Below are 26,956 nucleotides of genomic sequence, written 5' to 3' on the forward strand. Positions count from 1 at the left end.
GGGGTCAACGTTCCCGCCGACATGCGACCCGCGCCGAACGCCACCCATTCACTTCCAGAGGACGACAAACTGTTCGTCCGCCGACGTGAACAGACGGCGAATCACGCGCAGTTTGCTGAGCAACAGGCGCACGCGCAGGTCGAACTGGCCCGTGGCTTTCGCGTAGCTCGGACGATAGAGGCTGCGCATCGTCTCATGCGCGCGCGGCAGGATGAGATGCCGACTGAACCCGGAGCGGCGGCCGAGTTCAGCGATTTTGGCGCACGACATGTCCTTCTCGTGCACCCCGAACTCAGCAACCGCGCGCCTCGAAATCTCCGTTTCGCTGTGTCCCTCCCGCGTCTCGAACGCGATCATTGCGCCGCCCGGCCGCAGCGCGTCGTAGGCGCGTTGCACGGCGAGCTGTTCGTCCTCGGCGTGGTGCAGCGCGTCGAAAAACAACGCGTAGTCGAAGCCCGTTCCGGCCACGGGGTGTTCGTAGTCGCCGACCAGGAATTCCGCACCGGCGATCCCACGAAGTTCCTGCTGCCGCTTCGCGGCGGCGACGGCTTCCGGCGCAATGTCGACCGCGGTGACGGCGTAGCCACGGGTGGCGAGAAAGAGCGAGAGCCACCCCGTGCCGCAACCGAACTCCACGATCCGCGCCGGCGGTGGCGTGAGAAAATGAAACAGGGCATCCAGATGCGCGAGATTCGCCGCACAATTGTCCTCGGAAAACGGTTTAAGCGTCGCATGCCGGATGCCTTTCGGGCCGATGCGCGCGAAGTATTCACGCTCACCTTTTTTCGGATCGGGCTGACTCGACTGCATCCGCTCTTAACTATGCCCGAGACGACGGTAGTCGAGAACCGTGTGACTGATGCAGCCCTGCTCGAGACAGCGCACATCCGAGAGCGGCTCGGGCGGCGATACGTCGACGATGTTGCCCCACACGAGCCGGTGCGAACCGTCGTCCGCCGCCGGCGAGAACAGCCCCGGCACGTGCACCTGCGCGGGCACCGTGCGTTTCACCGGCGTGTCGGCGCGGCACGGGATCGGGAAATTGATGTTCTGCACCGTGAAACTGTTGCGCGGCATGCCGGGCGCGAGTTCGCCGACGAGGCGCGCGGCGTGCGCGGCGGAGGTCTTGAGTGTCGCGAGCAACTCGCCCTCGGGCTCGCCGCCGCGCTCCTTGAGATGCGCGTAGACTTCCTCCGAGACGTCCTGCGAAAACGAGAACGCCGGCAACCCGTGCAGTGCCCCTTCCCACGCGCCGGCGACCGTGCCGCTGGCGAGGATGAAGCCGAGCGAGCAGTTGAAGCCGACGTTGATGCCGCTCACCACCGCGTCGATCTTCACGTCGCCGAGCAGGTGCGCGATGGCGATGTTCACGCAGTCGGACGGCGTGCCGTCGAGCATCCACGTCGGACAACCGAAGCCGCGGTCGACCTTGGCGCACTTCACCGGGCGCGAGCGGGTCTTCGAAGCGCCGGTCCAGCTCTGTTCCGAGGCGGGAACGGCGAGATAAAGTTGGTGGCCGGCGGCGCGGAGCGCGTGGACCAGTTCATGGAAGAAAGGCGAGCCGATGCCGTCGTCGTTCGTGACGAGGAGATTCATGTGTGTCCCGCAACCCAACACCCCCGCCGAAATGAAGGAAAGCGCGAATCCACGGGCCAGTCGGCTAGCCGCGAGCGCGCAGGTCAATGCGGCTCGCCGCTCCCGCCGTCACCACCCGTCCGCACCGCCGCGGCGCGCGCCCCGGATGCTCGCCCGGTGCTTCTTACCCGCGATCATCCGCGCCTTCTGGCCGCGCGATTTCTGGCGCGACTGCCGGCGCACCAGCTCGCGCGCCGCCTGCGCGGCGTGGGCGGCGGAAGCGCGCGACTGTTCCAGTTTCGCCGTGATCTCCTCCCAAGCGAGACGACGATTCCGCACCTGCGAACGCTCGCGCTGGCAGCGAACCTCCATCCCGCTCGGGCGGTGCCTCACGCAAACCGTGGAGGAGGTCTTGTTGATCTTCTGGCCGCCCGCTCCCGCTCCCCGCACGTAACGTTCCTCGAAATCGTCGGCGCGCAGCCCGATCCGCTCCAGTCGCGCCGCCAGGTCCCCCACCACGAAATCAGGCCATCCGGTCATGCCTACAGCGTGGGCCGGCCGAACCGGCGGCGCACGAAGATTCTCAGGCCCGCCGCCACCGGCGGACAGCCACGATACCCAAGCCGCACAGCCCGGCGGCGAACGCCACGGGCGCCGGCTCCGGCACGGCCGTCACCGAAATCGAGTCCAGATAACTGGTCGCTCCCGCACCGGCGCTATTGGCGATCGTCACGTAGTCGCCGTAACTGACACTGCTCGTCGCCGTGAGTTGGGTGACGCCGTTGATCGCAAAACTCAGTTGGTTGCCCTGCGCCGTGACGGTGAATGCGTAGGACGCTCCCGTCGTCAGGGCGTAGCTCTTTTGCGCGAGCGCGTAGAAGCCGCCCGACTGATCCATGTAGAAAATCCCGAGCGTATCGCTGCCCCATCGCGAAACCTCGAACACGATGCCGGCGTGGTCGCCCCAATGATTGGTGCCCGCCGTCCCGGCCGTCCGGATGCCCACCATCAACTCGTCGCCCCCGGTCCCGATGCGCATGGTCCCGGTCACCACGATGTCTTGAGCCAGAGCCTGGGCCGAGCACAGCACGCCATGCTGGAAAAACACCGCGCTCCCGCCCGCTTGTGTGACCGACGAGCCATCGATCGACGGCCCCGCGACCCAGCGACTCGGATCCAGCGCGCCATTGGACCCGAAATCGTCGCTCAACAGCACCTGCGCCCTCAGCGTTACCGCCGAGGCCAGAAGGAGAAAAAGTTCTGCCCGGTTGCCCATACGTGCCGGGATGCCGACGGCTTCCCTGCAAGCCATTCCATCGGCACTTTTCGCTCAACAAGTAGACAAATCGCGGTGCCGGCGCCGCGTAAACGGACCGATGTTGCCCTCAGCCGCCCGCCTCCTCGCACGTGCAATCGTGACCGCTTTTGCGAGTCGAAACACCGACGCCCCCCAACCGTCTGTCGCAGCCGCGCGCGTGTTCATCCGACGCCACGCGCCGCTCGCGGTTCGGCGCTTGTCACTCCCCAACCCCCTCCCTTCACTGCCCACTTATGAGTAACGGCCCCGCTTGGTCCCAAAAACTCCGCGCAGAAATCGGCAAAGCCGTCATCGGTCAGGACGCCGTCGTCGAACGTCTCCTCGTCGCCCTCCTCGCCAACGGCCACGTGCTCCTCGAGGGCATGCCCGGCTTGGCCAAAACGCTCCTGATCAAGTCGCTCGGCACCGCGCTGGGCGTCCAGTTCGAGCGCATCCAATTCACGCCCGACCTGCTGCCCTCCGACGTCGTGGGCACGATGATTTTTTCGCCCAAGGACGGCGCCTTCGCCACGCACAAAGGCCCGATCTTCGCCAACCTCGTCCTCGCCGACGAAATCAACCGCGCGCCCGCCAAAGTCCAATCCGCGCTGCTCGAAGCCATGCAGGAACGCCAGGTCACGATCGGTGGCCACTCTCACCAGCTGCCGAAGCCGTTTTTCGTCATGGCGACGCAAAACCCGGTCGAGCAGGAAGGCACCTACCCGTTGCCCGAGGCGCAGACCGACCGCTTCCTCTTCAAGCTGCTCGTCGACTATCCCACCGCCGCCGAGGAGGCGCGCATGATGGAAATGTGGGGCCAAGTAACGAAGGCGCCCGCACTCCAACCCGTTTCGAGCGGCGAGGAACTCATCGCGCTCCGCACCTACGTCGACGCCGTGCACGTCTCGCCCGGCGTGCAGGCCTACATCCTCGCGCTCGTGCGCGGCACGCGCGACCTCGCGGCCGCCTCCGAAGGCGGCGCGTCCAAGCGCCTGCTGAATTTCGGCGCCTCCCCGCGCGCCTCGCTCGCACTCTTCCAAGCTGGCCGCGCGCTCGCTTGGCTGCGCGGCTCCGACTACCTGTCGCCCGTGCTGGTGCAGGAAATCTTCCACGACGCCCTGCGCCACCGCGTCGGTCTCACCTACGAAGCCGAGGCCGAGGAGCTGTCCTCCGACAAGATCCTCACGCAAGTCCTCGAGCGCACGCCGGTCCCGGCCAAGGCCTGAACCAGATCTTTCTCGTTCTCGTAATCGTTCTCCCCGCGCACCACCCGAGAGAACGAGGAAAGAGAACGAGAACGAAGAACGAGTAAATGCCCAACCCGATCACAGAGCACACGTCCGTCGTCACCTCCCAGCTCGCGCTGCTGCGCCAGCTGGAGTGGAAGGTGCGCCATGCGGTCGAGAACGTGCTCAGCGGCGAGTATCGCTCGGCCTTCCGCGGCCGCGGCATGGAGTTCGACCAGGTCGTCAAATACACCTTCGGCGACGACATCCGCGACATCGACTGGAACGTCACCGCGCGCCTCGGCGAACCCTACCGCAAGAAATTCATCGAGGAACGCGAAGTCACGCTGCTGCTCGTGCTCGAGGACAGCGTCAGCCTGCAATTCGGCTCCGGCGAAAAATCCAAACGCGAGGCGCTGCTCGAACTCGCCGGCCTCGTCATGCTGCTCGGCGCCGTCAACCGCGACCGCGTCGGCTTCCTCCACGCCTCGCCCGAAGGCTACACGCTCAAGGAACCCGTCCGCGGCCGCGGCCAGATTCTCCATCTCGCCGCCCAGCTGCTCGGACGCGATGCGCCGTCGCTCGAGAGCCCTCAACTCTCAGCCCTCAACTCTCAACCCTCCGCCGATTTCATCCCGTGGCGCCTGCTGGCCCACGCCGCTCCGCGCCACTCGATCCTGATCTGGCTCGGCGATTTCGCGCCGCGCGCCTATCCGGAAGGGTGGAGCGTGCTCTCGCGCCGCTATCAGACGATGGGCTTCCGCGTCGACGACCCGTGGGACCGCGAGCTGCCGCACGGCCGCGTGCTCACCGCCTACGACCCGACCACCGGCCGCCTCGTGAACCTCAACGGCGCCTCCTCCGCGCAACGCGCGGCGCACCAGCTCTGGGTCGACCAGCGCGAGCAAGCTTTCCGCGATCTCTTCCCGAATCCGCTCAGCCGCCTCGTCGTCGGCACGGGCGAGGATCGCCTCGACGCACTCGTCCGCTTTTTCCACGCCCGCATGGCCGCGGGAAATCGCCGTTAGCGCGGCGAAAAGCAGCCCGTGACAAGGACCAAGTAACAAGAACCCGCTCACCGATGCACCGCATGCTTCGCAGCTCCTGGCCCTTGTCACCTGGCCCTTCGCACTTCGTCGAATGACGATCACGAACTACACCTTCGCCGATCCTTGGTGGCTCGCCGCGCTGCTTATGCTGCCGCTGCTGATCTGGGTCCGCGGCCGTCGCGGCGCGCCGGTGCTCGTCGTGCCGTTCGCGGGCGCGTGGCATCGACCGACGTTCATCCCGACCTCGCGCTGGCCTGCGGCTCTCGCGCTGACGGGGCTCGTGTTGCTCATCGTCGCCCTCGCCCGTCCGCAAATCGTCGAGGACAAGCGCGAGGTGAAGCAGCAAGGCTACGACCTCATGCTCGCGATCGACCTCTCCGGCTCGATGCTCGCGGAGGATTACGAGCGCGGCGGCGACCGCATCAACCGCCTGCAGGCGATCAAGCCCGTCATCCAAGCCTTCATCACCCAGCGCACCAGCGACCGCATCGGGCTCGTCGTGTTCTCCGGCCGCGCCTACACGCTCGCGCCACTCACCTTCGACCACGACTGGCTCGCGCGCCAAATCGAGCGCCTGAAGATCGGCCTGATCGAGGACGGCACCGCCATCGGCGACGGCCTCGGCGTCGCGCTGACGCGACTCGAACAAGCCGGACGCGAAGAGGGCAACAAACGCAAAGGAGCGTTCGTCGTCCTCCTCACCGACGGCGCCAACAACCGCGGCCTGCTCACGCCCGAGCAGGCGACCGAGATCGCGAAGTCCCGCAACGTTCCCCTCTATACCGTCGGCGCCGGCCGCGACGGCCTCGTGCCGATGCCGGTCTTCGACGACAACGGCAACAAGATCGGCTACCGCCGCGCCATCTCTGACCTCGACGAAGGCCAGCTCCGCGCCATGGCCGACGCCACCGGCGGCAAGTTCTTCCGCGCCGCCGATTCCGACACGATCGAGAAAGCCTTCGCCGCGATCGACGCCGCCCAGAAGATCGAATTTCAGGCCAAGTCCTACCTGATCACGACCGAGCTGTTCGCGTGGTTCGCCAGTCCCGGCGCCGTGCTCCTCTTCCTCGGCGCCCTAGTCGCCCTCCCACCGCAACTGCCGAGAGGTAGGGCGCGACCGCTGGGCGCGCCGCGGGATATCGGCCGGCCCAGCGGTCCGGCCCTACCTCGAAAGAGCGCATGATTCCCGATTTCCACTCACCGCACCTTCTTTGGCTGCTGCTTCCGCTGCTGTTGCTCTTCTCATGGGAGCTCGCGCGTCGCGCCACCACCGCCGCCGCCGATCTGCCGAAGGTCGCACGCGCTTGGGCCGGCTCGTTCGATGTCTCGCTCGGCACGCGCCACACCACCGCCGAGACGCGCCCGCGCCTCTGGCTGTGGTTCGGCCTCGCGCTGTGCATCATCGCGCTCGCCCGCCCGCAGTGGGGCGTGATCGAGGAAAAAGTCTTCGACCAGTCGCGCGAAGTGCTCATCGCCGTCGACCTCTCGCGCTCGATGCTGGCGCAGGACGTGAAGCCCTCGCGCCTCGACCGCTCGAAGCTCCTCATCACTTCGCTCCTCGACGGCCTGAAGGGCGAGCGCGTCGGCCTCGTGCTGTTCGCCGGCACCGCGTTTCTCCAGAGCCCGTTGAGCGCCGACTACGAGATCTTGCGGGAGTTTCTGCCGGCGCTGAAACCCGATTTCCTCCCCGAGGGCGGCTCGAACTACAAAGCCATGCTCGAAACCTCGATGCAGGCCTTCGGCACGTCGACCGCCGACCGCTACCTCATCATCCTCTCCGACGGTGAAAGCACCGAGGACGGCTGGAAGGAACTCGGCGAACAGCTCAAGACGAAGGGCATCCGCGTGATCGGTCTCGGCGTCGGCACCACGCAAGGCTCCTTCATCCCCGACGGCAGCGGCGGTTTCGTAAAGGACGACCGCGGCGCCGTCGTGCTTTCGCGTCTCAACAGCTCCACGCTGCAAGACCTCGCGCAATCCACCGGCGGCGCTTACGCCGACGCCAGCGCGTGGATCGACATGCCGTCGCTGCTCAAGAAAACCGTCGAAGCCGGCAGGAAGGGCGAGTTCTCCGAGAAAAACACCGCGCGCAAGATCGAGCGCTTCCAGTGGTTCCTCGCGCCCGGCCTGCTGCTGCTCTTCATCAGCTTCTGGGCCGAGTTCCCCGTGCGCCCCCGCGAGCGCGCGCTGCCGCTGGGCGGAAAAGCGCGAAATGCCGATCGCGGAACGCGGAGCGCCCAAGGCACCGCTGCCCGCGTCGCGACCTTGGCTGCCATCTTCTGGCTCTCAGCTCTCAGCTCTCAACCCTCAGCTCTCGCCGCCGAAGGCGGCGAGTCCGACACCCTCTCCAAGCCGCTCACCACCACCGTCGCTCGCCTCGCCGACAAGAGCGCGCTCGCCGCGAAGGATTGCGCTGACCTCGCGCAAACGACCCTCACCTACGGCGAACGCATGAAGTCCGGCCAGCAACGTCCGCCCGAAGGCGTCGTCAAGGACGCGCTCGCCGCCGTCGACCTCGGCGAGAAAGCCGACGCCAAGGCCGCCGACTGGCCACGCCTGCGCAAGGAACTCGAACAACTGTTGGAGAAACCGCCGGAAGACAAAAAGCAGGACCAGAAACAAGACCAGCAGCAGAAGCAGGATCAAAAAAACCAACAGCAGAATCAGCAGAACCAAGATCAACAGAAACAGGACCAGCAGCAGCAACAGCAGCAGGACCAACAGAATTCCGACCAGCAAAAGCAACAGGAGCAGCAGAAGCAGCAACAGGACGCCTTCGGCGACATGAAGGACCAGAAAGAGCCGCCGAAAACCGACGACGAAAAACAACCTCCACAACAGCCCCCGCAGCCGCAGACCCAGAAAGTCGGCGGCCAGAAGGAAAAGAAAATGGAAGTCCCGCTCGATCCCGACCTCGCCATGCCGCTCCAGAAGCTCGAACAGGTCCGCAATCAGGATTCGCCCGCCAAGCTCCAACAGCTCATGCAAGGTCAGCCGCAAAAAGCGCCGAAGAAAGGCAAGGACTGGTAATGCGCCCGCTTTCCATACTCGCCGCCTCTCGCCATGTAGGAGCCTGCTTGCAGGCGACCCGACCCACCATCGCCCGCCCTCCCGCTCCCACCCCCGTGGCCTCGCGCTTCACTTTCCTGCTTTTCTTCGCCTCGCTCGTCGTCGCGCTCATCGCCGGCACGACCCTTCGCGCCCAGACCGTGCGCTGGGAACCCGGCGCCGGCCAGCTCGGCTACAACCAGGTCAGCGAACTCTCCCTCGTGTTCGAGGAATGCGAACCCGACGGCGCGCCGCCGGTGCCGCAAGTCGACGGCCTGACCTTCGGCCGTCCCTCGCAAAGCAGCGAGACGCAGATGATCAACTTCAAGGTCTCGCGCCGCTTCACGCTCACCTACCCCGTTCGCCCCTCGAAGCGCTCCACGATCACGATCCCCGCGTTCACCATCCAGACCGACAAGGGCGCGCTCCGCGTCGCCCCCGCCACCTACTCCGTCGGCGACGCCACCGTCGGCAGCAGCGGCTTGTCCGTCACCGACATCTCCTCCGCCAAACTCAACATCCCGAAAAACACCTTCTGGGCCGGCGAGGTCTTTCCGATCGCCTACGAACTCAGCGTCATCAAACGCTACTTCCACTCGCCCGCCTCCAACATCGACTGGCAACCCACGCCGCTCGTCGTCGAGGACTGGTCCAAGCCCGAGCCGAGCGAGACGATGCTCCGTGGCGAACGCCGCTTCCTCGTCACGCAGACCACGCGCGGCTACGCGAAACAGCCCGGCACCTTCACGATCAAGCCCGCGCAACAGCTCGTCAACCTCAACGTCGGCACCGTCGGCTTCGGGCTCTTCGCCCAGCAATCCGTCGAGCAACGCGTCCTCGCCACCGACCCGCTCGAGCTGACCATCAAGCCGCTCCCCGCCGGCCCGGGCGATTTCTCCGGCGCCGTCGGCACCTTTGCCCTCGTCTCCAAAGTCGTGCCCACCGCGCCCGCCGTCGGCGAGCCCGTCACCTGGACGCTCGAACTCACCGGGCTCGGCAACTGGCCCGACATCGCCGGCCTGCCGCAACGCGAAGTCTCCAGCGACTTCTCCGTCGTGCAGCCCAAGTCCAAGCGCACGATGAAGGACAACGCGCTCTTCGAAGGTTCACTCAGCGAAGACGTCGTCCTCGTCCCCAACAAGCCCGGCACCTACAAGCTCGGCTCCGTCAAATTCACCTACTTCGACACCGCGACGAGTTCCTACAAGACGATCACCACCGAACCGGTCACGATCACCGTCGGCCCCGCCGCCGCCACGCCCGTCGCACCGCAAGCGAACGGCCCCGTGCAATTCTCGCTCAACCCGCCCGCCAACAACGCCGCCCCGACGCTGAAGCTCCCCGATCCCGTCGCGCCGACGCCGCCCGAGAACCTCCCGCGCGATCCGCTGCTCGAATCGCGTCACGGCGTCGCCCCGATGCCGACCGATCGCCTCGTCATCCTCGGTCTTCTGTCCTCCGTCCTCTGTCCTCTGTTGCTCTGGCTCACGCTCGCCGCGCAGCGTTCGCGCGCGCTCGACCCGCAGCGCCGCCGCCGCGACTCCCTCGCCGCCCTCGCCGGCGTGCTCGACCGCATGCGCACCGTCGGACCCGACAGCAACGCGCGCAACACCCAGCTCCGCCTCTGGCAGCTCCACACCGCCGCCCTCTGGGAAATCCCGCACGCCGCACCCGGTGCCCCGCTCGTCCAGGAAACCATCGCCGCCCGCGCCAAGGATGCCGCCGGCGCCTGGAGCGCACTCTGGAACGAAGCCGACCGCGCCCAACACAGCCGCGACGGAGCGCTGCCGCAGGACTGGCCGCTCCGCGCCGAAGGCGCCCTCCAAGCCGTGCGCATCCCCGGCTGGCCCGTGCTCTCACTGTTCGCCCCGCGGCACCTGTTGCCGTTCCTCTTCGCGCTCGTGGTCGTCTTCGCTCCGAACGTCGCCCGCGCCGATGCGCCGGCCGACTACAAGGCCGGTCGCTTCACCGCCGCCGAAAGCGCGTGGCGCAAATCAGTCTCCGCCGATCCGCGCGACTGGACGCTCCGCCACAACCTCGGCCTCGCCCTCGCGCAACAAGACCGCTGGGCCGAAGCCACCGCGCACTGGACCGCCGCATTCCTCCTCGCTCCCTCGGACGAGAACACACGCGCCGATCTCGCGCTCGGCCTGCAACGTTCCGGCATGGCGCCGCCCGAGCTCGTGGAGTTCTCCCGCGGCGAAGGCCGCCACGCCCTCGCCCGCGCCGCGTCGCCCGGCACATGGCAACTCGCCGTCCTCGCCGCCGCGCTGCTCATCGCCGCCGCGCTCTGCCTGCTCCTCTTGAACGGCTACCACCGCGTCGGCTACTGGGCGCGCCCGACCGCGCTCACCGTCGTGCTGCTCGCCATCCTGCTCGCCGCCGCCGCCACGTTCAGCCTGCGCACCTACGGCCAGCTCGCGCAACGCGACGCCGTCCTCGTCTGGCGCGCCTCCACGCTTCGCTCGCTGCCCACCGAGGCCGACACGCAGAAAACCACCGCGCTCTCCGCCGGTTCGATCGCCATCGTCGACAAGACCTTCCTCGGCTGGAGCCGCCTGAACTTCGCCGGCGGCCAAACCGGCTGGGCGCGCACGGAAGATCTCGTCACGCTCTACCGTTAAGGTGGAACGCGTTGACCTCAACGCGTTCGAGGAGGCACGTCGTCGGCAACACTTTCGAGCGTCTTGAGGTCAAGCCGCCCCACGCGTCTTCCGCACCATCCGCGCGATCGACTCCTCGGGATTGAGCCGCGTCGCCTCGGCCAGCGACACCCAGGCCACATCGTGCGACTCGTCGCTGACGACCACAGGCTCGCTGCCGTCCGCCTCGATCAGGAAACGCACATCGAAATGCCAGTGCTCCGGCTCGGTCTTGCGTGCGGGGATGCGATGGCGGTCCACGTCGAAAATCTCCGCCGACACTGCGCGCACCCGCGTCAGGCCGGATTCCTCCTGCACCTCGCGCAACGCCGCCGTAAGCAAGTCCGCCTCGCCGTCCGCGTGCCCGCCGAGCTGCACCCACAGATTGAGTTTCCGATGATGCGTCAGCAGCACGCGCGAGCGCGCCACATCCACGACCCAAGCGGACGCCGTGAGATGCCCGTCGCGGCACGTCCGCAGCAAACAATCCGGATGCGCCGCGATGAACGGGAAATATTCCGCCAGCATCGTCGCCTCATGTCCGGCCTCCACCCGCGCCTCGTGCCGGCGCAGCAGCGCCACCGTATCCTCGAGCGTCATGGCGTCAGCGCGTTTGATACCACTTCGCGTCACCCGGCTGGTGTTTCCAACCGTCGATTAGCGGGAAAACCTCCTCGATCGATTTCGCGACCGCAAATTTCCCGCGAATCGTCTCGCGCATGAAATTCTCGCTCACGATCCGGTCGAACATCCGCAGCAAGTCGTCGTAGTAGCCGTCCTGGTTGAAGATCACGATGGGCTTTTGCAGCACCTCGAGGTGCGCAAGCGTCAGGATTTCCAGCAACTCCTCCAGCGTGCCCCAGCCGCCCGGCAGCGCCAGGAAGGCATCGGCCCGCGTCTCCATGAGCATCTTCCGCTCGCGCATCGTGATCACCGAAATCAGCTCGTCCGCCTCGGTGAATTCGAGTTCGCGCGCTTTCATGAACTCCGGGATGACGCCGATCACGCGACCGCCCGCGCCCTTCGTGCCGCGCGCCACGGCGCCCATCAGGCCGGTCTTGCCGCCACCGTAGACGAGCGCCCAGCCGCGGCGGGCGATCTCGACTCCGACCTGCTCGGCCATCGACACATACTTCGCCTCCAGCCGATCGCTCGAGGAACAGTAGACGCACAGGGACTTCATCCGCTCCTTTGAAACCACTAATCCTCACTAATCAGCACTAATTTTCCGGCTCGGCGCAGCTTCATCAGTGTTCATTAGTGTCCATCAGTGGTTCCTCTTTCGTCCACCTACCGCGGCCGCCTCGCCCCTTCGCCCACGGGCTTCCTTCACCTCGGGCACGCGCGCACCTTCTGGATCGCCCACCAACGCGCGCACGCCGCCGGCGGCGAGTTGCTTCTGCGCAACGACGACCTCGACACCGCGCGCTGCCGCCCGGAATTCGTCACCGCCATGCGCGAAGACCTCACCTGGTTTGGCCTCACGTGGCGCGAGCCGATGATCTCCCAGAGCGCGCGCCTCCCGATCTACCGCGCCGCGCTCGCCCGGCTGCACGCCGGCGGCTTCATCTATCCGTGCCACCGCTCGCGCAAGGACGTGCTCGCCGCCGCCACCGCCCCGCACGAGGGCGACGAATCCGACGAGCCGCTCTACCCACCCGAGTTCCGCCCGCCCGCCGACGCGCCGCTGCCGCCGCTCACCGACCCGGTGACGGTGAACTGGCGCTTCCGCGTGCCCGACGGCGAGACGATCGCGTTCGTCGACGGCCATTTCGGTCCGCAACAGGCGGTCGCCGGCCGCGATTTCGGCGATTTCCTGGTTTGGCGAAAGGACGACGCGCCGAGCTACCAACTCGCCTGCGCCGTCGACGACGCCGACCTCGGCATCACGGAAGTCGTGCGCGGCGCCGACTTGATCAAGTCGACGTTCCGCCAGCTCCTGCTTTTCCGCGCCCTCGGCCACGCCGCGCCCGCGTTCCACCATTGCCCGCTCGTCACCGACGAAGCCGGCGTGCGCCTCGCCAAACGCCACGACGCGCTCTCGCTCCGCGCCCTGCGCGCCGCCGGCCGCACGCCGGAGGAACTCCGCGCCGGCTGGCCCGCCTAGTGCAAAGTTCCGCGACCGTAAGTGAAACGATATCTCGGCTTCCACCGATTTGGAAATCTGCCACGCTACCGCGCATGTTCACCACGCTCTCGCTGACGAATTTTAAGAGCTTTCCGAAAGCGGAGCTGCAGTTCGGTCCGATCACCACGATCATTGGCGCCAACGCGACAGGGAAAAGCAACCTGCGCGACGCGCTCAAGTTCCTTCATGCCGTTGGCCGCGGTCTTACGCTGCCTGAGATTTTTGGCGGCAAGAGTGGTGTCGGCTGGCCAGGCATACGAGGCGGCGCGCCCGGAACCGTTCGCTTCGATCAGCACAGCCTAACCCTGCGAACGGTAGTCGATCAGTTCGACTATTCGGTGGAAGTATCGGTTGACAACAAGGGGCCCCTGATCGCTTCCGAAAAACTGATCGAAAACGGAAGCCTTCGTTTTGAAACATACTCGGCAGACCGAGGAATGAAGGTCCTCGATGTTCGCCTGCCCGCCGGCGGTGACTTCAGGAAAGGGCAACGAGCTACGTTTCCCTCGCATCAGCCGATGCTCTCGCAAGTGGCGGAAGCCACTTCGATCCGCGACGACTGGGCCGCAAACCGAGTCGCTAGATCAATCACGCGGCTTCGCAGTCAGCTATCCAGCATCCGCTTCATCGATTTCAACCCTGCCGCAATGCGGCAACCCTCGGTTCCAGGGGAGAAAACGATCAATGAATCCGGCGACAATCTCAGCTCCGTCCTCCGCTACTTGGTCGAAGATCAGAACAAGGAGATTGTTTTGGCAGGATGGATCAAAGCTCTGACGCCAATGGACGTGGTCCGATTCACCTTTGAGGAATATCCGGACGGCAAGATTCTCGCCGTTCTCGAAGAGGCTAGTGGACGGAAGGTGCCACTTTCGAGTGCTTCCGACGGAACAGTGCGTTTTCTAGGCATTCTTGCGTCCGTCATTTCACCCGAAGCTCCATCTCTGCTCTGTTTCGAAGAAATCGAAAGCGGACTGCACCCGACGCGCGTGCAATTGGTGAGCGAGTTGTTACAAAAACAGGTTTCAGACGGCAAGCCACAGGTGTTATTGACTACCCATTCACCGGCGCTGCTGGGATGGCTGGGACGAAATCACCGCGAACATGCCTATTTGGCCTATCGCCTGCCCTCCTCAGCGGACACACGCCTAAAGCCATTTCGAGAAATCCCTCACCTCGAAGACACGCTCCAAAAGTCGGAGGCCTCGCGATTGTTCGAAAGCGGATGGTTCGAAGACGCCGTATATTTTGCCGAGGGCCAGCCTTCCGAGATTTCGTTCGTGAACGAAGAGCCTCCGCAATCGTGAATGTCTCGATCGTGTTGGAAGATTACCCGCGAGATCGCTTCATCGCGGAACTGACGCTTCAAGCCCTGTTCCAATACCTCGGCACGCGAGCGCGAGTAGCTGCGGTTCCAGAACGAATGGGGAGCGTCGAGCAAGCGATGGATACGAAGCTGTTGCTGCCGGTAATCGCCACCCGCTCTGGAATGGCTGACTTGATCTTGCTTTTGGTCGATCGCGATTGCTGCGCTCCCGACCGCCCTCGCGGTGGTGATCGCGAGCACGCACTACGCGAGTTGGAGCGCAGGGTGGAAGCATCGGGAACACTAGGCCCAAGGTGCCACTTCATCGCCTTTCAAGCTATTGAGGAACTTGAAATCTGGCTGCTGGCCGGGTTCAACCGCCCAAACTGGAATGCCATTCGCACCGAATGCGACCCGAAGGAGACCTATTTCGAGCCGTTCGCCAAAGAGCGCCGCGTTTACGATCTGCCGGCGGAAGGACGCCACGAACTCATGCGCGAGGCAGTCCGTCGTTACAGACGCATTCGAGTGCTTTGTCCGGAACTTCAACAGCTCGAAGAGCGAATTTCGCAGCTCCGCCTGCCCGAATTTCTTCAGTAATTCCGCCACGCCGCCGGCAGGATGGCCTCCGTGCCGATGAGGTAGTTGCGGTAATAGAGCCAGAAAATCGCCGCCCCGAGCACGGCCAGGAACGCCAGCTCGCCCACGCCGCCGCCCGCCGAGCGGCTGGTGCGCCGCAGCGATTGCACGCACCACACGACCGCCGGCGCGATCGCGAATGCCACGACCGACGCCCCGAACAGCACCGTGCCCATGATGAACAGCGTGCGCAGCAGCCCGTCCTCGATGAGCTTCGCCTTGTAGGCGATGATCTCGTTCGCGAGGTTCAGCAGCAGCAGGCAGCACGGCAGCACGTAGTATTTTTCGAGGGCGGCGGAGGCCTTCATCGGCCAAAACCACTGCCCCGCGCCCCGGGCCGCGTCGAGACCGAAGCCGCGCGCTTGCATCGCGGGCGTTTCGGATTTCAACCAAAGGCGTCCCATGGCCACCTACGTCTACGAAACGATCCCCGAGCAGCCCGGCGATACGCCGCGTCGTTTTGAAGTCGTCCAAAGCATGAAGGACGCTCCGCTCACGCGCGACCCGGCATCCGGCCAGCGCGTGCGCCGCGTAATCTCCGGTGGCTACGGCCTCATGGGCGTCAGCGAGAAGTCGACGCCCGCGGCGTCCGCCACGCCCTGCGCTCCCGGCTGCGCTTGCCACGCCGGCCCGCGCATCCCGCCTGTTTCCTGACCATGTCCAACATCCACAACGCCTACACCGCGCCCGCCGGCGCCGCCGCCAACGCCATCTCCTTCGCCGCGCCCGATCTCACGCGCCATCCGCCCCGCAGCCCGCGCACGCGCCTCGGCGGCTACGTGCACTTGCCGCGCCTGATCGACAAGGCCCGCGCGCAGATCGCCGGCACGAACGGCGACTACCATTTCGATTGCCCGATGGACAAACGCTTCTGGGCCTTCACCGGCATCGCGCCCGAGGCGATGTTCGCCGAGGTCAAGACCGGCAAGAGCGACAGCGAACTGCTCGCCTTCGTGCAGGCCGCGGCGAAAAAGCACCCGAGCGAAGTCGCCGAGTGGTCGCGCTGGTTCGAGCAACTCACGCCGACGAACCCGGACGGCCGCGAATTCTTCAACGATATCCACCGCAAGAACGCGCCGCAGCGCGAAGACGTCGCCACGTGGTTCGACTGGCTGGAACTTGACGACTACGTGACTTTCGGCGGCCGGCCCTGACGCGATACCGGATCGGGGAAACCGGAGAGCGCATAGGGCCTCGAGCGCCATTCCCCATCGTCACGGCGCACATGGCGCAAATGGCGCACGTTACCCCGTTGCCGCGATCACGCGCGGTTCCGGACTCTTTCCGGTTTCCGCTCTCCCAAATCCGGTTTCGTCAGAGTTCCGTATACTTGTCCGCGCGTCCGCGCGCCTTCTCGACCGGATATTTCGCGGCGTTCTGCGCGAGTTTCGCCTCGATCGAGGCAGCCACGTCGAGCCCGCTGATGTTGGCGAATTCCAGCGCGTAGATCACCACGTCCGCGACTTCGTCGGCGATCTTCTGGCGCTTCTTCGGATCCTGCACGACGCCCTGCGACGCCGCGGATTCCGCCCAGAGAAAATGCTCCATCAACTCGCCCGCCTCGGCGGCGAGCGCCATGCTCAGGTTTTTCGGCGAGTGGAACTGCACCCAATCCCGCTCGCGCGCGAACGCCATCACGCGCTCCCGCAGCTCCGCCACCGTGGTTTGGTCGTCGCGCATCGGTTTGCTCATGCTCTGCACCCTGCCGGGCCGTTTTCGCCGGGGCAAGAGAGCTGTGCCTTTGAGTCATAGTGGTGGCTGGCACGGTTCCGGCTTAAGAAACCACTTGTTTATCCGATGCGTCTGAGCATCGTTCAAACCACTTACCTAATGGCTCACGCCGCTCCAGTCCATCGTCACGTCCGCCATGCTGCGCTTTCGCAGATGGTCGCGTGCCGTGGCATGCAGCAACAGCTGCAGCAGCGCCAATGCGTCGCCATTTGGTCGAAACTTACCGACGCGGGCTGCCTGGCCTGACGTAGACCGAGACCAAGGTCATCGTCCTCAACCCAGGAGACCCGCCGGTGAAAACCGACGAGCCCCGCTCTTCATTCCCTTTTCCCAATTTTTCCAGTCAATGCATACGATCATCCCAGCCCTCAGCCACTCCGAGACCGACGAAAACGTCGCCGTCGCGGAGTTCCGTCAGCCTCGTTACGAGATCACGGACCTCGCGCAGGCGCTGAAACTCGCCGTCTTCATCCCCGGCGTGGACCCCAGCCACGTGGACATCACCACGCGCGGACCGGACCTCGTGATCGTCGCCCGCAAGAGCCACCCGGTGCGCGTGAATTTCTCCGCGCTCCACCTCGAAGCCGCCCAGCGCGACTACGAGCTGAAGCTCCGCCTCGGCCTGGGTTTCGACTTCGCCTCGCTCCGCGCCGAGATGCGCGCCGGTGTCCTAATGATCGTCGTGCCGAAACGTAATGTTTCTGTGACACGCAGCTTGGCACGCCGCGTGGCATGAAACCGGCTATATCCCTTCTCGCATAGCTTCCCCCGCCTAGCGGGGGTTTGGGGTAGATAACAGCAATGGCGGGCCGCCCAGGGGTGGGCGGCCCGCTTCCCATTTAGGGGTCAGAGATTCGGCCGCGGCCGGGTTATTCACAAAACCGCGCGCCACTTCACCGCTGTCAGCGAATTTCTCTCCTTACTGCCCCGATCTCCGAACAAAACGCGCGCGTCACCGCGCCGCCTCGCCGCTTCGAGTCGTCAGCGAGCCGAGGTCCGGCCGAGAAATTTCTCCGCCCCGGCATTTTTCGAGAAACAAAGTGTCCTCTCCGCGTTTCACAGGAGGACCACCATGACGCACTTCACCCAACGCCTCAGCCGCGCCGTTTCGGCCGGTTTCGCCCCTCGATCGACGGCGAAGCGCGATGTGCTGTGGGGGCGTCCGGTTTTCCGCGCACCGCAACTCAACCCGCGCGTGATCTTCGAGCCGCTGCCCTTCACGGCGAATCGCATCACTCGCCGCGTCGGCGCCGCTGCCGATTCCGCCGCTTCGCTGCTCAACGCTCCGGCACCGGCCAGCTGACGCGCGCCTCGCCGCCCGCATCCTGCCGCAACCGCTCCGCGAGCGTCGGCAACACCCGGCGAAATTCCGCGTCGATCTGCCACGGCGGATTCAACACGAGCAGACCGCAGCCTTTCATGCGCACCTGCGACGCATCCGCTGCGATCTGCAACTCCGCGCACAACGCCGGCGGCGCAAACGGCGAGTCCGCCACCTCCCGCAGGAACCGATCGCTCTTCGCGCGCTCCGTGATCGGATACCAGATCGCATAGGTTCCGCTCGGAAATCGCGCCAGCGCCTCGCGCAGCGCCAAGCGGATGTCAGCGAACTCGCTCGCGTTCTCGAATGGCGGATCAATCAGCACGAGCGCGCGTTTCTCCGGCGGCGGCAGCATCGCCTTCAACGCCGTGTAACCATCCATGCGCTGCACCGACACGCGCCGATGCGCGCGAAAATCCTGCGCCAGCGCCTCTGCGTCGTCTTCACGCAATTCGCACAGCGCCGCGCGATCCTGCGCCCGTAAAAGCGCCGCCACGATCCACGGCGACCCGGGATAAAGCTGCGGCTCGCCCACCTCACTGCCACCGGCGCGCATCTGAAACTCCCGCACCGCCGCCACGTAGTGATTCACGTCTTCCGGCAAACCGGGCGCACTCCACACACGGCCAATGCCCGCCGGCCACTCCGGCGCGCGCTCGCGCCCGTCGGGCAGCACGTTGGTCGTGCTCAGGTCGTAGCCGCCGCGCCCCGCGTGCGTGTCGAGGTAGAGAAATCCCTTCTCCTTCCGCTGCATCGCGCGCACGAGTTGCTGCAGCAACACGTGCTTGAACACGTCGGCATAATTCCCGGCGTGATAATGGTGACGGTAATTCACGCGCTCAAAAAACCGGCACCTTCACGACCGTCTTTTGCACCACTTGCGCATCGTCCCGTTCGTGGAGCGAAGGCATGTGTCCGTCAGCGGGGAAAAACAGCGCAATGTCGCCCGCACGCACGATCAGTCGAGATGCCGGCTGGCTATTGGCGAATTTCTCGAAATCGCGCTCCGCATCGTAGGGCACCGTCACCGTCAGCCGCGCGACGTCATCCACCTCCATCGCCTCCGCGCCCGCCACGATCACTTGCACATCGATATAGCGGCGGTGCGCCTCGAAGAATCCCTCCGGCCGCGCCTTCGTCCGGTAAGCCTGCTCCATCGCGAAGACGCCGCCACCTAGTTCGACGCGGTGGCTCGTTCCCGCCGGCACGGCGAGAATCCGCCGGTTTATCTCAGAACCGGCGCGCAACGCCTCCTCCACGTAAGCGAACGTCACCGCGAATTGCGGCGCCAGTTGCTGCGCTCGAACGACGGCGAAAGGTCCAAATTGTGCCATCTTGCGAGGATTTGGTCGCCCCGGACGCCCGGCAAGAGCGTTCCGTGGCACATATCAATCCCTGGGAGCATCCCTGAGCATCGTCAAAAAAAGTTCGAGGGGGCCGGTCAAATCTGTCGTATTACGCCCTCGACGCCGACTCGTTCCGAGCGGCGCATCTTCCAACCCAAATCCCCAGACTACATGAAAAACCTCACTCGTCTCGTCGTCACCCTCTTCGCCCTCACCCTCGGCTCGCTCGCCTTCGCCGGCGGCGATGCCAAGAAGGAAGCCTGCAAGGATTGCAAAGACTGCAAGGAGTGCTGCAAAGACGGCCCCTGCGGCTGCAAGGCGGAGAAGGACGGCAAGAAGGAAGAGAAGAAGCCCGAGCACAAGTAACTCGGCCGCGACCCAAGTCGCCCCTTTCCGAGCCCGCTCACCCGAGCGGGCTTTTTTCGTGCCGGTATTTCGCGGCCTGCGGGCGCAGCAGAAAAGGTAGGGCGCGAACTCCGCTCCACGCCGCATCGCGGCGGCGAAGGCGCTCGCCGCCCTACCTCCGCGCGAACGAACGATCTCCGTGGATCGTTCGTCGCGCCGCCTCAGCGCCTCAATTCTCCGCCAGCGAGGCCGCATCGCCCACGAGTCCGACGAACTCCGCGCGGTAGCCGCCGGCATCGTCGCCGGTGCCCTCGCGCGCCCAGTCGGAGATGGCCGCGAAACTGGCTTCGCCGTGATGCGGCGAATCCTTCAAGCGCATGCCGAACGCCGCGACCGCCGCCGCGAACTTGAAATCCACGCTCGCATCCGCAAACGCCTGGCCGCTGTCGCGCAGCGGGAACTCGAGCTTCGTGCTCACGTCGCCCGCCGGCTCCTTGTAACGAATCTTCAGCGTCAACAGCTCGCCGTTCGCACCAGCCAGACCCCGCGCGTTTGTCATCCGCCCACCGTCATCGGTCTTCCGTCCTCCGACGTCCGTCTTCTGATACTTCAGCGCGTCGACCGAGCCGACATCGGGCATCGCCACGCCGACCGGGATCACCTCGTAGAGCGCCGTGACCGTGTGGCCCGCGCCGATTTCGCCGGCGTCGACCTTGTCGTTGTTGAAATCTTCCTTCCGGAGCATGCGGTTCTCGTAACCGATGAGGCGATACGCCTGCGCCACCGCCGGATTGAACTCCACCTGGAGCTTCACGTCTTTCGCGATCGTGACGAGCGTGCCGCCAGCCTGCTCGACCAGCGTCTTTTTCGCCTCAGCCAGCGAGTCGATGTAGGCGTAATTGCCGTTACCCTTGTCGGCCAGCTGCTCGAGCGTGCTGTCCTTGTAGTTGCCCATGCCGAAACCGAGCACACTCAGGAACACACCGCTCTTCGCCTTCTCCTGGATCAAGCCCGTCAGCTCGCTCTCGCTCGACACGCCGACGTTGAAGTCGCCGTCCGTCGCCAGCACCACGCGGTTGACGCCGCCACTGACGAAGTTCGCCTTCGCGATGTCGTAAGCGAGCTGGATGCCAGCCGCGCCGTTCGTCGAACCCTCGGCCTGCAGCTGATCGATGGCGGAAATGATCTTCGCCTTCTCGCGCACCGGCGTCGATGGCAACGCCATGCCCGACGCGCCCGCGTAGACCACGATGGCCACACGGTCATCCGCGCGGAGCTTTTCCAACATCATCCGCATCGACTGCTTCACGAGCGGGAGCTTGTTCGCCGCATTCATCGAGCCGGACACGTCCAACAGGAACACGAGATTCGCCTTCGGCCGCGCCGCGTCGCTGACCTCGCGGCCCTTCAAACCGATGCGCACGAGCCGGTGCTCCGGCGCCCACGGCGCGCTCGCCACCTCCATATGTGCGGCAAACGGCGCGCGATCCGTGGGCGGCGCGTAGCGATACGGGAAATAGTTCACGAGTTCCTCGATGCGCACCGCCCCCTTCGGCGGGAGAATCTTTTGCTGAAGGAAGCGCCGCACGTTCGCGTAGGACGCCGTGTCGACGTCGACCGAGAACGTCGACAGCGGGTTCTGCGCGACAGTGAGAAACGGATTCTCCTCGGTATGCGCGTAGCTTTCGGTGTTCGACGGCTCCGTCTGCGAAAGCACCGGCCCGCCGGAGACGCTCAACGGTTTGCGCTTCGCGTCCAGAGTTGAAACCATCCGCGCGGCCGCCGGGCGAGAACCGGCCGCCCACCCGTAGCCGAACGTCACCTGCTCCTGCGTGGAGCCTGCGCTGGCCGGCGCCGCACCGGTCACGGCGAATTGCTGGAGCTTGATCGCGTCATTGCCCTGATTCGCCCGCAACTCGAGGGGTGCTGAGATCGGCGCGTCACCACTCGCAACCTGATCGGTGGCGCTCACACCCGCCAGCGCGACCTGCGCGGCCTCAATCGGTGGCGGCGGCGGTGGGGTCGACGGCAAAGCAAACGTCACAGCCGGACGCTGCGCCTGCACTTCCGCCGCGCGCGACTCCAATTCGCTGCGACGCGCGACCTCGGCGCCCGCCGCCTTCGCACGCATCGCGTCCGCCATCGCCTCGTTCATCTCGATGTAGCGCTTCTGCTCCTTCGATTGGTATTCGGCGGACGTGAAGAACATCACCGTGAAACACGCCGCCGCGAGGCTGGCGGTCATGTAATAGAGCGCGGGAAATTGCAGGAGCTTGCTGCGTTTCCGACGATACTCGTCGACCGGCTCCGCTTTCGGCTGCGCGGCCAGCACTGCGCTCGCATCGATGACGGGCGCATTCGCCATCGTCGCCGGCTCTGCCGCCAGCGCGTCGCCCAGCATCGCCGCTGCGGCGCGAATCTCGTCCACCGCTTTCTGCGCCTCGGGCTGCTGCAGCAGCCACTGCTCAAACTCGGCGCGTTCCGCCGGCTCCATCTCGCCGAGCGCATAAGCGGTCAGGCGGGGATCGTCTTGGTTGTATTCCGAAATTTTCATGGTCGTTTCCTTTTCTGGGGCGCGCCTTAGTCGGCCTGCGCCGCCATCTCCTTCCGCAGCCGCGCAACCGCGGTGTGCAGGATGAAGCCGACATTCGTCACCGACAGCGACGTGATGCGGCTGATTTCCTTGTAGCTAAAACCGTTTTGAAACTTGAGGCGCACGACCTCCTGCTGGTTGCGCGGCAGGCGCTCGATGAGCTTCAACACCGCGGCCTGCGCCTCGGCCCGCTCCGCGCCCGCGCCCGGCAGCGGCTCGGCGGTCGTCAGGCGCTCGGCCTGGCCTTCTTCGAAGAACTTCATGCGCCCCTCCTTCCGCAAGACGTCGAGCGCGCGGTTGCGGCACACCGTGAACAGCCACTCCGCGAGGTGCCCCTCGACGTCGGCCGGCTTCTGCGCGAGCAATTTGACGAACGTGTCCTGCACGACGTCGCGCGCGCGGTCGGCGTCTCCGTGCAGGAGTCGAGTGGCATAGCGCAGCAACGGCGCTTGATGGCGGGCGACCGCCGTCTCCACGAAGGCATGGCTTTCATTGATTGTTCCTGGGGTGTTCACGTCACCTGCCATGCTCGACGGGCGAGCCTGCGTCTTCTTAGGCCCAAAACCAGAAAAATAGCGCCGCGCGCCTCAACGCGCCACCGCAGCAGCCGGCGCGCCGCCCACCGCCGCCGACTCAGGCCGCGCTCCGAACACCACCTCCACCACGTTGCGCACGAACTGCTCGTCCGAAATCCCCTCGTCCACTTCGGCCGGCAACGTCGTCAGCGACCGGAAATGCCGCGCCAGCTCCGCAAACAGCGTCACCCGCGCCGCGTCGTCCAACTCCTCGCGCCGCCACAACGCCTGCAACGCCGCATACGCCAGCGCCGGGCTGATCTGCGCCCGCAACCGCGCCGCCACGTGCTGCTGCCCGCGCAGCGAGTTGTATTTCGCCAGCACAATGCCGCCAAGATCCACCCGCACCGGCGGCGCCTCGTGCACCACGATGGTCGCCGCCGCAAAATCCCCCAGCCGCTGGCTCTTCCGCCCCATCAGCGCCGCCACGCCACCGACGAGATACGCGACCGGCAACACGTCGATCGCGCGCAGCAGATTGCGAATCACGATCTGCGAAAACCGCAGCGGCAACCCGCGCTCGTCCATCACGCGCAGCCGCAACATCCGTTTCCCGAGCGTCTGCCCGTTCCACAGCCACTCCAACACGATGCCGTAGCCGGTCACCCAGACGAAAAACCCGATCCGCACCGCGCCGCGCGCAACGTCCGCACTCAGCAATCCCAGCAACAAAATCGCCGCCGAGATCGCCGTCCACGCCGCCATGATCGTCAGCGCGTCGACAAACCACGCCGCCAGCCGCGTCACCGGGCTCGCCAGATGAAACGTGAAACTCACGCCCTCGGGCGTGCGCACGCGCAACCGATCGACGCGCTCGTCGCTCACGACGCCGCCTCCTTCGCCTTGCCGCGCCCGACCCAGCCGAAATACGCGACCAGCAACCCCAGCTCCACCACGCCGAAAGCGATCTTCAACGCATACGGGATCGCCGGCTCGTGATACTGCGACAAATACGACTCCACCACGCCCGCCCACACCAGCATCAGCGCCGTGCCCGCAGCGAGCGTCGCCACGTCATCCGCCACCGCGCGCAACCGCACCGCCAGCGGACGCCCGTCGTCGCGTCCGATCACCGCGCGCGCCAGCACGAAACCACCAGTCGCGCCAACGAGGATCGCCGGAATCTCGATCACGCCGTGCGGCAGCAGCCAGCCCGCGAGAAACACGCCCTGCCCCGCCAACAAATAATCCGCAATCACCGCGCCGAGAATCACGCCGTTGTAGAACAGCAGCACGATCGTGCCCGCGCCCCACGCGAAACCGAGCGCCAGCGCGAAGAGCGACACGCGCGTGTTGTGCGTCATCAGCTCGCCCGCAAACGTCGCCTTGTGACCCGCCAGCCGGTCCTTCATCGCCGCTTCCTCCTCGGCGACGCGATCCGCCGGGTCGCCGCGCAGATGCGAAAACGGCATCAACGCCTCCTTCGCCTCCGGGTCCACCGCCACCGCCACGCCGCCGAAGATCGCACCGACCAACGTGATCACGACCGTGAGCAACAGCGCCCGCGCGTGCCGCCGCAGCGTCTGCGGAAACGTCGCGCTCAACCACTGCCACGGCCGCAACCGCGCCGACCCGACCCGCCGCGTGCCGTGGATCTCCGCGTAAGCCCGCGCCACCAGCAGCTCCAGCCGCCGGCGCATTTCCGGCTCCGCCGAAAACGACGCCACGCGCGCCAAATCCGCGCCCGCTCGCCGGTAGAGATAGTCCAGTTCCTTCGCCTCCGCGAGCGACAGCGGCGCCCACGCGTCGCGCTGGCGACGGTCGAGCATCTTCTCCAGCCGCAGCCAATACGGCTCCTCCGCGGCCACGAATCTCGCGAGATCGACGATCACAGCAAACCGCCTCCCTTCACGCGCAGGTATTGCCCGACCATTTCCGCCGCCAGCCGCTCGTGTTCGAGCAACGCGCACGTCACGCCATGCGGGCGCAGCAACCGCGCGATCTCGTGCGCCTCGCGCCACTGGTAGTGTCCGGCCAGCCGCGCCACCATCTCCGCCTCGTTCGCCACCGGCCGGGTGAACAACGCCTCCGCTCCGGGCGCGCGCACCTGGTTCACGAGCACGAGATGCTGCCGCGAGAGCACGGGAATGTGTTTCACGAACTCCTCCGCCAGCACCGGATCACTCAAATCCGTGAGAAAAACCAGCAGCGAGCGCCGCTGCAGCCGCGTGCGCAGCAGCGCGAACAACTCCGCAAAATCCGGCGTCGTCTCGCTCGGCTCCAGCGCATGCACGGCCTCGCGACAGGCCCCGTAGTGCGTCGCGCCGCTCCCGGCGCGCACGAACGTCCGCACGCGCGCATCGTGCGCCACCAACCCGAATCGGTCGCCCTGCCGCCCCGCCGCGAGCAACAGCACGAGCGTCGCCGTGATCTGCCGCTCGAGCGTCGTCACGCTGCGCCCCTCGATCGTCACCGGTCGCGCCGACAGCCGCGACGCGTCGATCACGACATATATCTCCTGCGTGCGCTCGACCTGGAAAATCTTCGTCACCGGCCGGCCGCGCTTCGCCGTGCCTTTCCAATGCACCTCGTCGAAGCTGTCGCCCGGCTGATACTCGCGCAGCCGCTCGAACTCGCGCCCGCGCCCCACGGTCCGCCGCAGTTGCACCCCGGCCAGCCCCCGATTCAGGAACAGCGCCGCCAGCTGCCGCCGCTCGGAAAACAAGTTCGGATAGACGCGCAACTCGCCCGCGAGCGGCTGCTGTGCGCGCAATTGCCAGAAGCCGAGCCGCGAATCCGCCTCGAGGCACACAGGGCCGGGCGTGTAGCGGCCGCGGCGCTCGCCCGTGCATTCCCAGTGCACGAGCACGCGCTTGCCACCCGCGGGCAACGCCACGCGGAGGACGCGCTCCTTGCTGGCGAACACGCCCGGCAGCGCGAGACCCAGCCGCACTTCGGCCGGCGCGCCTGCGTCGTAGCTGAGCACGAGCGGCAACTTCGCCCCGCGATCCTTCGTCAGCCGGCTCACCGCCTCACCCGTCACGACCGGCAGGTGTCCCGCGCGCAACGTCAGCAACAGATCCACGCCCGCCACGAGCGCCAACGCCGCCAGAGCGATCACGCACAGCGGCCAAAGTTCCGCCAACGGCCCCGCGAGCGCAGCCGCCGGCACGAGCGCCGCGACGCACCACAAAAGACGACGGGAGGGAACGGGGATCATGAAACGTCTCAGCGCGGCACCGCGACCTGCTCCAGCAACCGGTTCAGCACCTCGTTGACCGACAGCCCTTCGATCTCGAACTCCGGCCGCAGCACGATGCGGTGCGCGAGCACCGCCGGCGCGAGCTGCCGGATGTCGTCCGGCGTCACGTAGTCGCGTCCCTCGATCGCCGCCTTCGCCCGGCCGCCGAGCAACAGCGACTGCGTCGCGCGCGGGCCGGCGCCCACGAGCACGCTCTCGTCCGTGCGCGTCGCGCGCACGAGATCCACGATGTAAGCCATCAACTCGTCGCGCACCGCGATCGCATCGAGGCTGGCGCGGAGCGTCGCCAGCTGGCCGCGTTCGAGCACCGCCTGCACGTCACCGCGCGCCAGCGCCGCCTCGGGCGCGTCGGCCGTGAGCATCCGACGCGCAAGCGAGATTTCGTCGTCGCGCGCGGGACACGCCATCTGGATCCGGAACATGAAACGATCCTTCTGGGCCTCGGGCAGCGGATAAGTGCCCTCGGACTCCGCCGGGTTCTGCGTCGCGAACACGGTGAAGTCCGGATCGAGCGCGTGCGTCTCGCGATCGATCGTCACACAGCGCTCCTGCATCGCCTGCAGCAGCGCGGCCTGCGTCTTCGCCGGCGCGCGGTTGATCTCGTCCGCCAGCATGAACGTCGTGAACACCGGCCCGCGCACCAGCGTGAACTGATTCGTCTGCAGGTTGAAGATGTTCGTGCCGGTGATGTCGGCTGGCATGAGGTCGGGCGTGAACTGCACGCGGCCGCTCTCCGCTCCGAGCACGTGGGCGAGCGTGCGCACCAGCAGCGTCTTCGCCACGCCAGGCACGCCTTCGAGCAGCGCGTGCTGGCGCGTGAGGATCGTGATGAGCGCCAGCTCGACCGCCGCCGACTGGCCGATGATGACCTTGGCGACTTCGCGGCGGGCCGCCGCGAGCGCGGCGAGGGTGGGTTCGAGTTTCTCGTTCATA

The 26,956-nt window shown here is 66.1% G+C and carries 29 protein-coding genes; 13 read left to right on the forward strand and 16 right to left on the reverse strand.

The genetic code is table 11. From position 1 onward, the window contains the following. Positions 1–48 precede the first annotated feature (48 nt). The 4 genes from HZA32_19400 to HZA32_19415 form a co-directional block, all read right to left on the reverse strand. On the reverse strand, positions 49–810 hold the full coding sequence (locus tag HZA32_19400) for a class I SAM-dependent methyltransferase (protein MBI5426246.1): 762 nt from the start codon (positions 808–810) through the stop codon (positions 49–51). Between the two features lie 6 nt (positions 811–816). Beyond that, a complete protein-coding gene (gene surE, locus HZA32_19405) occupies positions 817–1,596 on the reverse strand; it encodes a 5'/3'-nucleotidase SurE (protein ID MBI5426247.1) in 780 nt (259 codons plus the stop codon). A 108-nt stretch (positions 1,597–1,704) separates the two neighbouring features. Then, a complete protein-coding gene (locus HZA32_19410; GenBank protein ID MBI5426248.1) occupies positions 1,705–2,115 on the reverse strand; it encodes a peptide chain release factor-like protein in 411 nt (136 codons plus the stop codon). Positions 2,116–2,158: 43 nt separating this feature from the next. Next, a complete protein-coding gene (locus HZA32_19415; GenBank protein ID MBI5426249.1) occupies positions 2,159–2,887 on the reverse strand; it encodes a hypothetical protein in 729 nt (242 codons plus the stop codon). A 239-nt stretch (positions 2,888–3,126) separates the two neighbouring features. Between HZA32_19415 and HZA32_19420 the strand changes: the two genes are divergently transcribed. The 5 genes from HZA32_19420 to HZA32_19440 all read left to right on the forward strand — a co-directional run bounded on the left by HZA32_19420 (position 3,127) and on the right by HZA32_19440 (position 10,819). Continuing rightward, on the forward strand, positions 3,127–4,098 hold the full coding sequence (locus HZA32_19420; protein ID MBI5426250.1) for a MoxR family ATPase: 972 nt from the start codon (positions 3,127–3,129) through the stop codon (positions 4,096–4,098). Positions 4,099–4,184: 86 nt separating this feature from the next. Next, complete coding sequence (locus tag HZA32_19425) at positions 4,185–5,126, forward strand: DUF58 domain-containing protein (protein ID MBI5426251.1); 942 nt, start codon at positions 4,185–4,187, stop codon at positions 5,124–5,126. A gap of 112 nt (positions 5,127–5,238) precedes the next feature. Continuing rightward, positions 5,239–6,330: a VWA domain-containing protein gene (locus HZA32_19430; protein MBI5426252.1), complete on the forward strand. Its 1,092-nt coding sequence runs from the start codon at positions 5,239–5,241 to the stop codon at positions 6,328–6,330. Then, positions 6,327–8,177 (forward strand): VWA domain-containing protein, encoded by a 1,851-nt coding sequence (locus HZA32_19435; GenBank protein MBI5426253.1) that lies wholly within the window; start codon positions 6,327–6,329, stop codon positions 8,175–8,177. Before HZA32_19430 ends, HZA32_19435 begins: the two co-directional genes overlap by 4 nt. Before the next feature lie 95 nt (positions 8,178–8,272). Continuing rightward, positions 8,273–10,819 carry a BatD family protein gene (locus tag HZA32_19440; protein MBI5426254.1) on the forward strand — a complete coding sequence of 849 codons (2,547 nt, stop codon included), beginning with the start codon at positions 8,273–8,275 and terminating at the stop codon, positions 10,817–10,819. A 69-nt stretch (positions 10,820–10,888) separates the two neighbouring features. On the opposite strand, the gene HZA32_19445 is transcribed toward HZA32_19440, so the two are convergent. Then, positions 10,889–11,437 (reverse strand): NUDIX hydrolase, encoded by a 549-nt coding sequence (locus tag HZA32_19445; GenBank protein ID MBI5426255.1) that lies wholly within the window; start codon positions 11,435–11,437, stop codon positions 10,889–10,891. A gap of 4 nt (positions 11,438–11,441) precedes the next feature. Then, a complete protein-coding gene (locus HZA32_19450) occupies positions 11,442–12,020 on the reverse strand; it encodes a TIGR00730 family Rossman fold protein (GenBank protein ID MBI5426256.1) in 579 nt (192 codons plus the stop codon). Positions 12,021–12,107: 87 nt separating this feature from the next. Here HZA32_19450 and gluQRS point away from each other — a divergent pair, with 87 nt between their 5' ends. The 3 genes from gluQRS (at position 12,108) to HZA32_19465 (ending at position 14,871) form a co-directional block, all read left to right on the forward strand. Then, the gene (gluQRS, locus tag HZA32_19455) at positions 12,108–12,944 is read left to right on the forward strand and encodes a tRNA glutamyl-Q(34) synthetase GluQRS (protein ID MBI5426257.1); all 837 of its coding nucleotides are present in this window, start codon (positions 12,108–12,110) and stop codon (positions 12,942–12,944) included. A 74-nt stretch (positions 12,945–13,018) separates the two neighbouring features. Continuing rightward, positions 13,019–14,272 carry an AAA family ATPase gene (locus HZA32_19460; protein ID MBI5426258.1) on the forward strand — a complete coding sequence of 418 codons (1,254 nt, stop codon included), beginning with the start codon at positions 13,019–13,021 and terminating at the stop codon, positions 14,270–14,272. Beyond that, on the forward strand, positions 14,269–14,871 hold the full coding sequence (locus tag HZA32_19465; GenBank protein ID MBI5426259.1) for a hypothetical protein: 603 nt from the start codon (positions 14,269–14,271) through the stop codon (positions 14,869–14,871). Before HZA32_19460 ends, HZA32_19465 begins: the two co-directional genes overlap by 4 nt. On the opposite strand, the gene HZA32_19470 is transcribed toward HZA32_19465, so the two are convergent. Then, positions 14,865–15,314 (reverse strand): hypothetical protein, encoded by a 450-nt coding sequence (locus HZA32_19470; GenBank protein ID MBI5426260.1) that lies wholly within the window; start codon positions 15,312–15,314, stop codon positions 14,865–14,867. The genes HZA32_19465 and HZA32_19470 overlap by 7 nt on opposite strands. Between HZA32_19470 and HZA32_19475 the strand changes: the two genes are divergently transcribed. After that, positions 15,313–15,564, forward strand: coding sequence for a zinc ribbon domain-containing protein (locus HZA32_19475; GenBank protein MBI5426261.1), 252 nt, complete (start codon positions 15,313–15,315; stop codon positions 15,562–15,564). The genes HZA32_19470 and HZA32_19475 overlap by 2 nt on opposite strands. A 2-nt stretch (positions 15,565–15,566) precedes the next feature. After that, positions 15,567–16,064, forward strand: a complete 498-nt coding sequence (locus HZA32_19480; GenBank protein ID MBI5426262.1) for a DUF5069 domain-containing protein — start codon at positions 15,567–15,569, stop codon at positions 16,062–16,064. A 160-nt stretch (positions 16,065–16,224) separates the two neighbouring features. Here HZA32_19480 and HZA32_19485 read toward each other — a convergent pair whose 3' ends face one another. Next, positions 16,225–16,602 carry a nucleotide pyrophosphohydrolase gene (locus HZA32_19485; GenBank protein MBI5426263.1) on the reverse strand — a complete coding sequence of 126 codons (378 nt, stop codon included), beginning with the start codon at positions 16,600–16,602 and terminating at the stop codon, positions 16,225–16,227. Between the two features lie 385 nt (positions 16,603–16,987). On the opposite strand from HZA32_19485, the gene HZA32_19490 reads away from it, so the two are divergent. Together HZA32_19490 and HZA32_19495 are read left to right on the forward strand one after the other, a co-directional pair. After that, on the forward strand, positions 16,988–17,377 hold the full coding sequence (locus HZA32_19490) for an Hsp20/alpha crystallin family protein (protein MBI5426264.1): 390 nt from the start codon (positions 16,988–16,990) through the stop codon (positions 17,375–17,377). 336 nt (positions 17,378–17,713) lie between these two features. After that, positions 17,714–17,944 (forward strand): hypothetical protein, encoded by a 231-nt coding sequence (locus tag HZA32_19495; protein MBI5426265.1) that lies wholly within the window; start codon positions 17,714–17,716, stop codon positions 17,942–17,944. Here HZA32_19495 and HZA32_19500 read toward each other — a convergent pair. Together HZA32_19500 and HZA32_19505 are read right to left on the reverse strand one after the other, a co-directional pair. Further along, the gene (locus HZA32_19500) at positions 17,919–18,797 is read right to left on the reverse strand and encodes a 23S rRNA (adenine(2030)-N(6))-methyltransferase RlmJ (protein ID MBI5426266.1); all 879 of its coding nucleotides are present in this window, start codon (positions 18,795–18,797) and stop codon (positions 17,919–17,921) included. The two genes, HZA32_19495 and HZA32_19500, sit on opposite strands and share 26 nt — an antisense overlap. Before the next feature lie 4 nt (positions 18,798–18,801). Beyond that, entirely contained in the window at positions 18,802–19,296 is a 495-nt protein-coding gene (locus HZA32_19505; protein ID MBI5426267.1) for a YhcH/YjgK/YiaL family protein, read from the reverse strand. A gap of 183 nt (positions 19,297–19,479) precedes the next feature. Here HZA32_19505 and HZA32_19510 point away from each other — a divergent pair, with 183 nt between their 5' ends. Then, complete coding sequence (locus HZA32_19510; protein ID MBI5426268.1) at positions 19,480–19,674, forward strand: hypothetical protein; 195 nt, start codon at positions 19,480–19,482, stop codon at positions 19,672–19,674. A gap of 208 nt (positions 19,675–19,882) precedes the next feature. On the opposite strand, the gene HZA32_19515 is transcribed toward HZA32_19510, so the two are convergent. From HZA32_19515 to HZA32_19540, 6 genes are all read right to left on the reverse strand, one after another. After that, the gene (locus HZA32_19515) at positions 19,883–21,784 is read right to left on the reverse strand and encodes a VWA domain-containing protein (protein ID MBI5426269.1); all 1,902 of its coding nucleotides are present in this window, start codon (positions 21,782–21,784) and stop codon (positions 19,883–19,885) included. A gap of 449 nt (positions 21,785–22,233) precedes the next feature. Next, complete coding sequence (locus HZA32_19520; protein ID MBI5426270.1) at positions 22,234–22,773, reverse strand: sigma-70 family RNA polymerase sigma factor; 540 nt, start codon at positions 22,771–22,773, stop codon at positions 22,234–22,236. A gap of 60 nt (positions 22,774–22,833) precedes the next feature. Continuing rightward, a complete protein-coding gene (locus HZA32_19525) occupies positions 22,834–23,622 on the reverse strand; it encodes an RDD family protein (protein MBI5426271.1) in 789 nt (262 codons plus the stop codon). Positions 23,623–23,642: 20 nt separating this feature from the next. Next, the gene (locus HZA32_19530; protein MBI5426272.1) at positions 23,643–24,653 is read right to left on the reverse strand and encodes a stage II sporulation protein M; all 1,011 of its coding nucleotides are present in this window, start codon (positions 24,651–24,653) and stop codon (positions 23,643–23,645) included. Next, on the reverse strand, positions 24,650–25,981 hold the full coding sequence (locus tag HZA32_19535) for a DUF58 domain-containing protein (protein MBI5426273.1): 1,332 nt from the start codon (positions 25,979–25,981) through the stop codon (positions 24,650–24,652). The genes HZA32_19530 and HZA32_19535 overlap by 4 nt, the downstream gene beginning before the upstream one ends. A gap of 8 nt (positions 25,982–25,989) precedes the next feature. Next, positions 25,990–26,955 (reverse strand): MoxR family ATPase, encoded by a 966-nt coding sequence (locus HZA32_19540; protein MBI5426274.1) that lies wholly within the window; start codon positions 26,953–26,955, stop codon positions 25,990–25,992. Position 26,956: the final 1 nt, after the last annotated feature.

The sequence above is a fragment of the Opitutia bacterium genome, assembly GCA_016217545.1.
In the GTDB taxonomy this organism is placed as follows: domain Bacteria; phylum Verrucomicrobiota; class Verrucomicrobiia; order Opitutales; family Opitutaceae; genus Didemnitutus.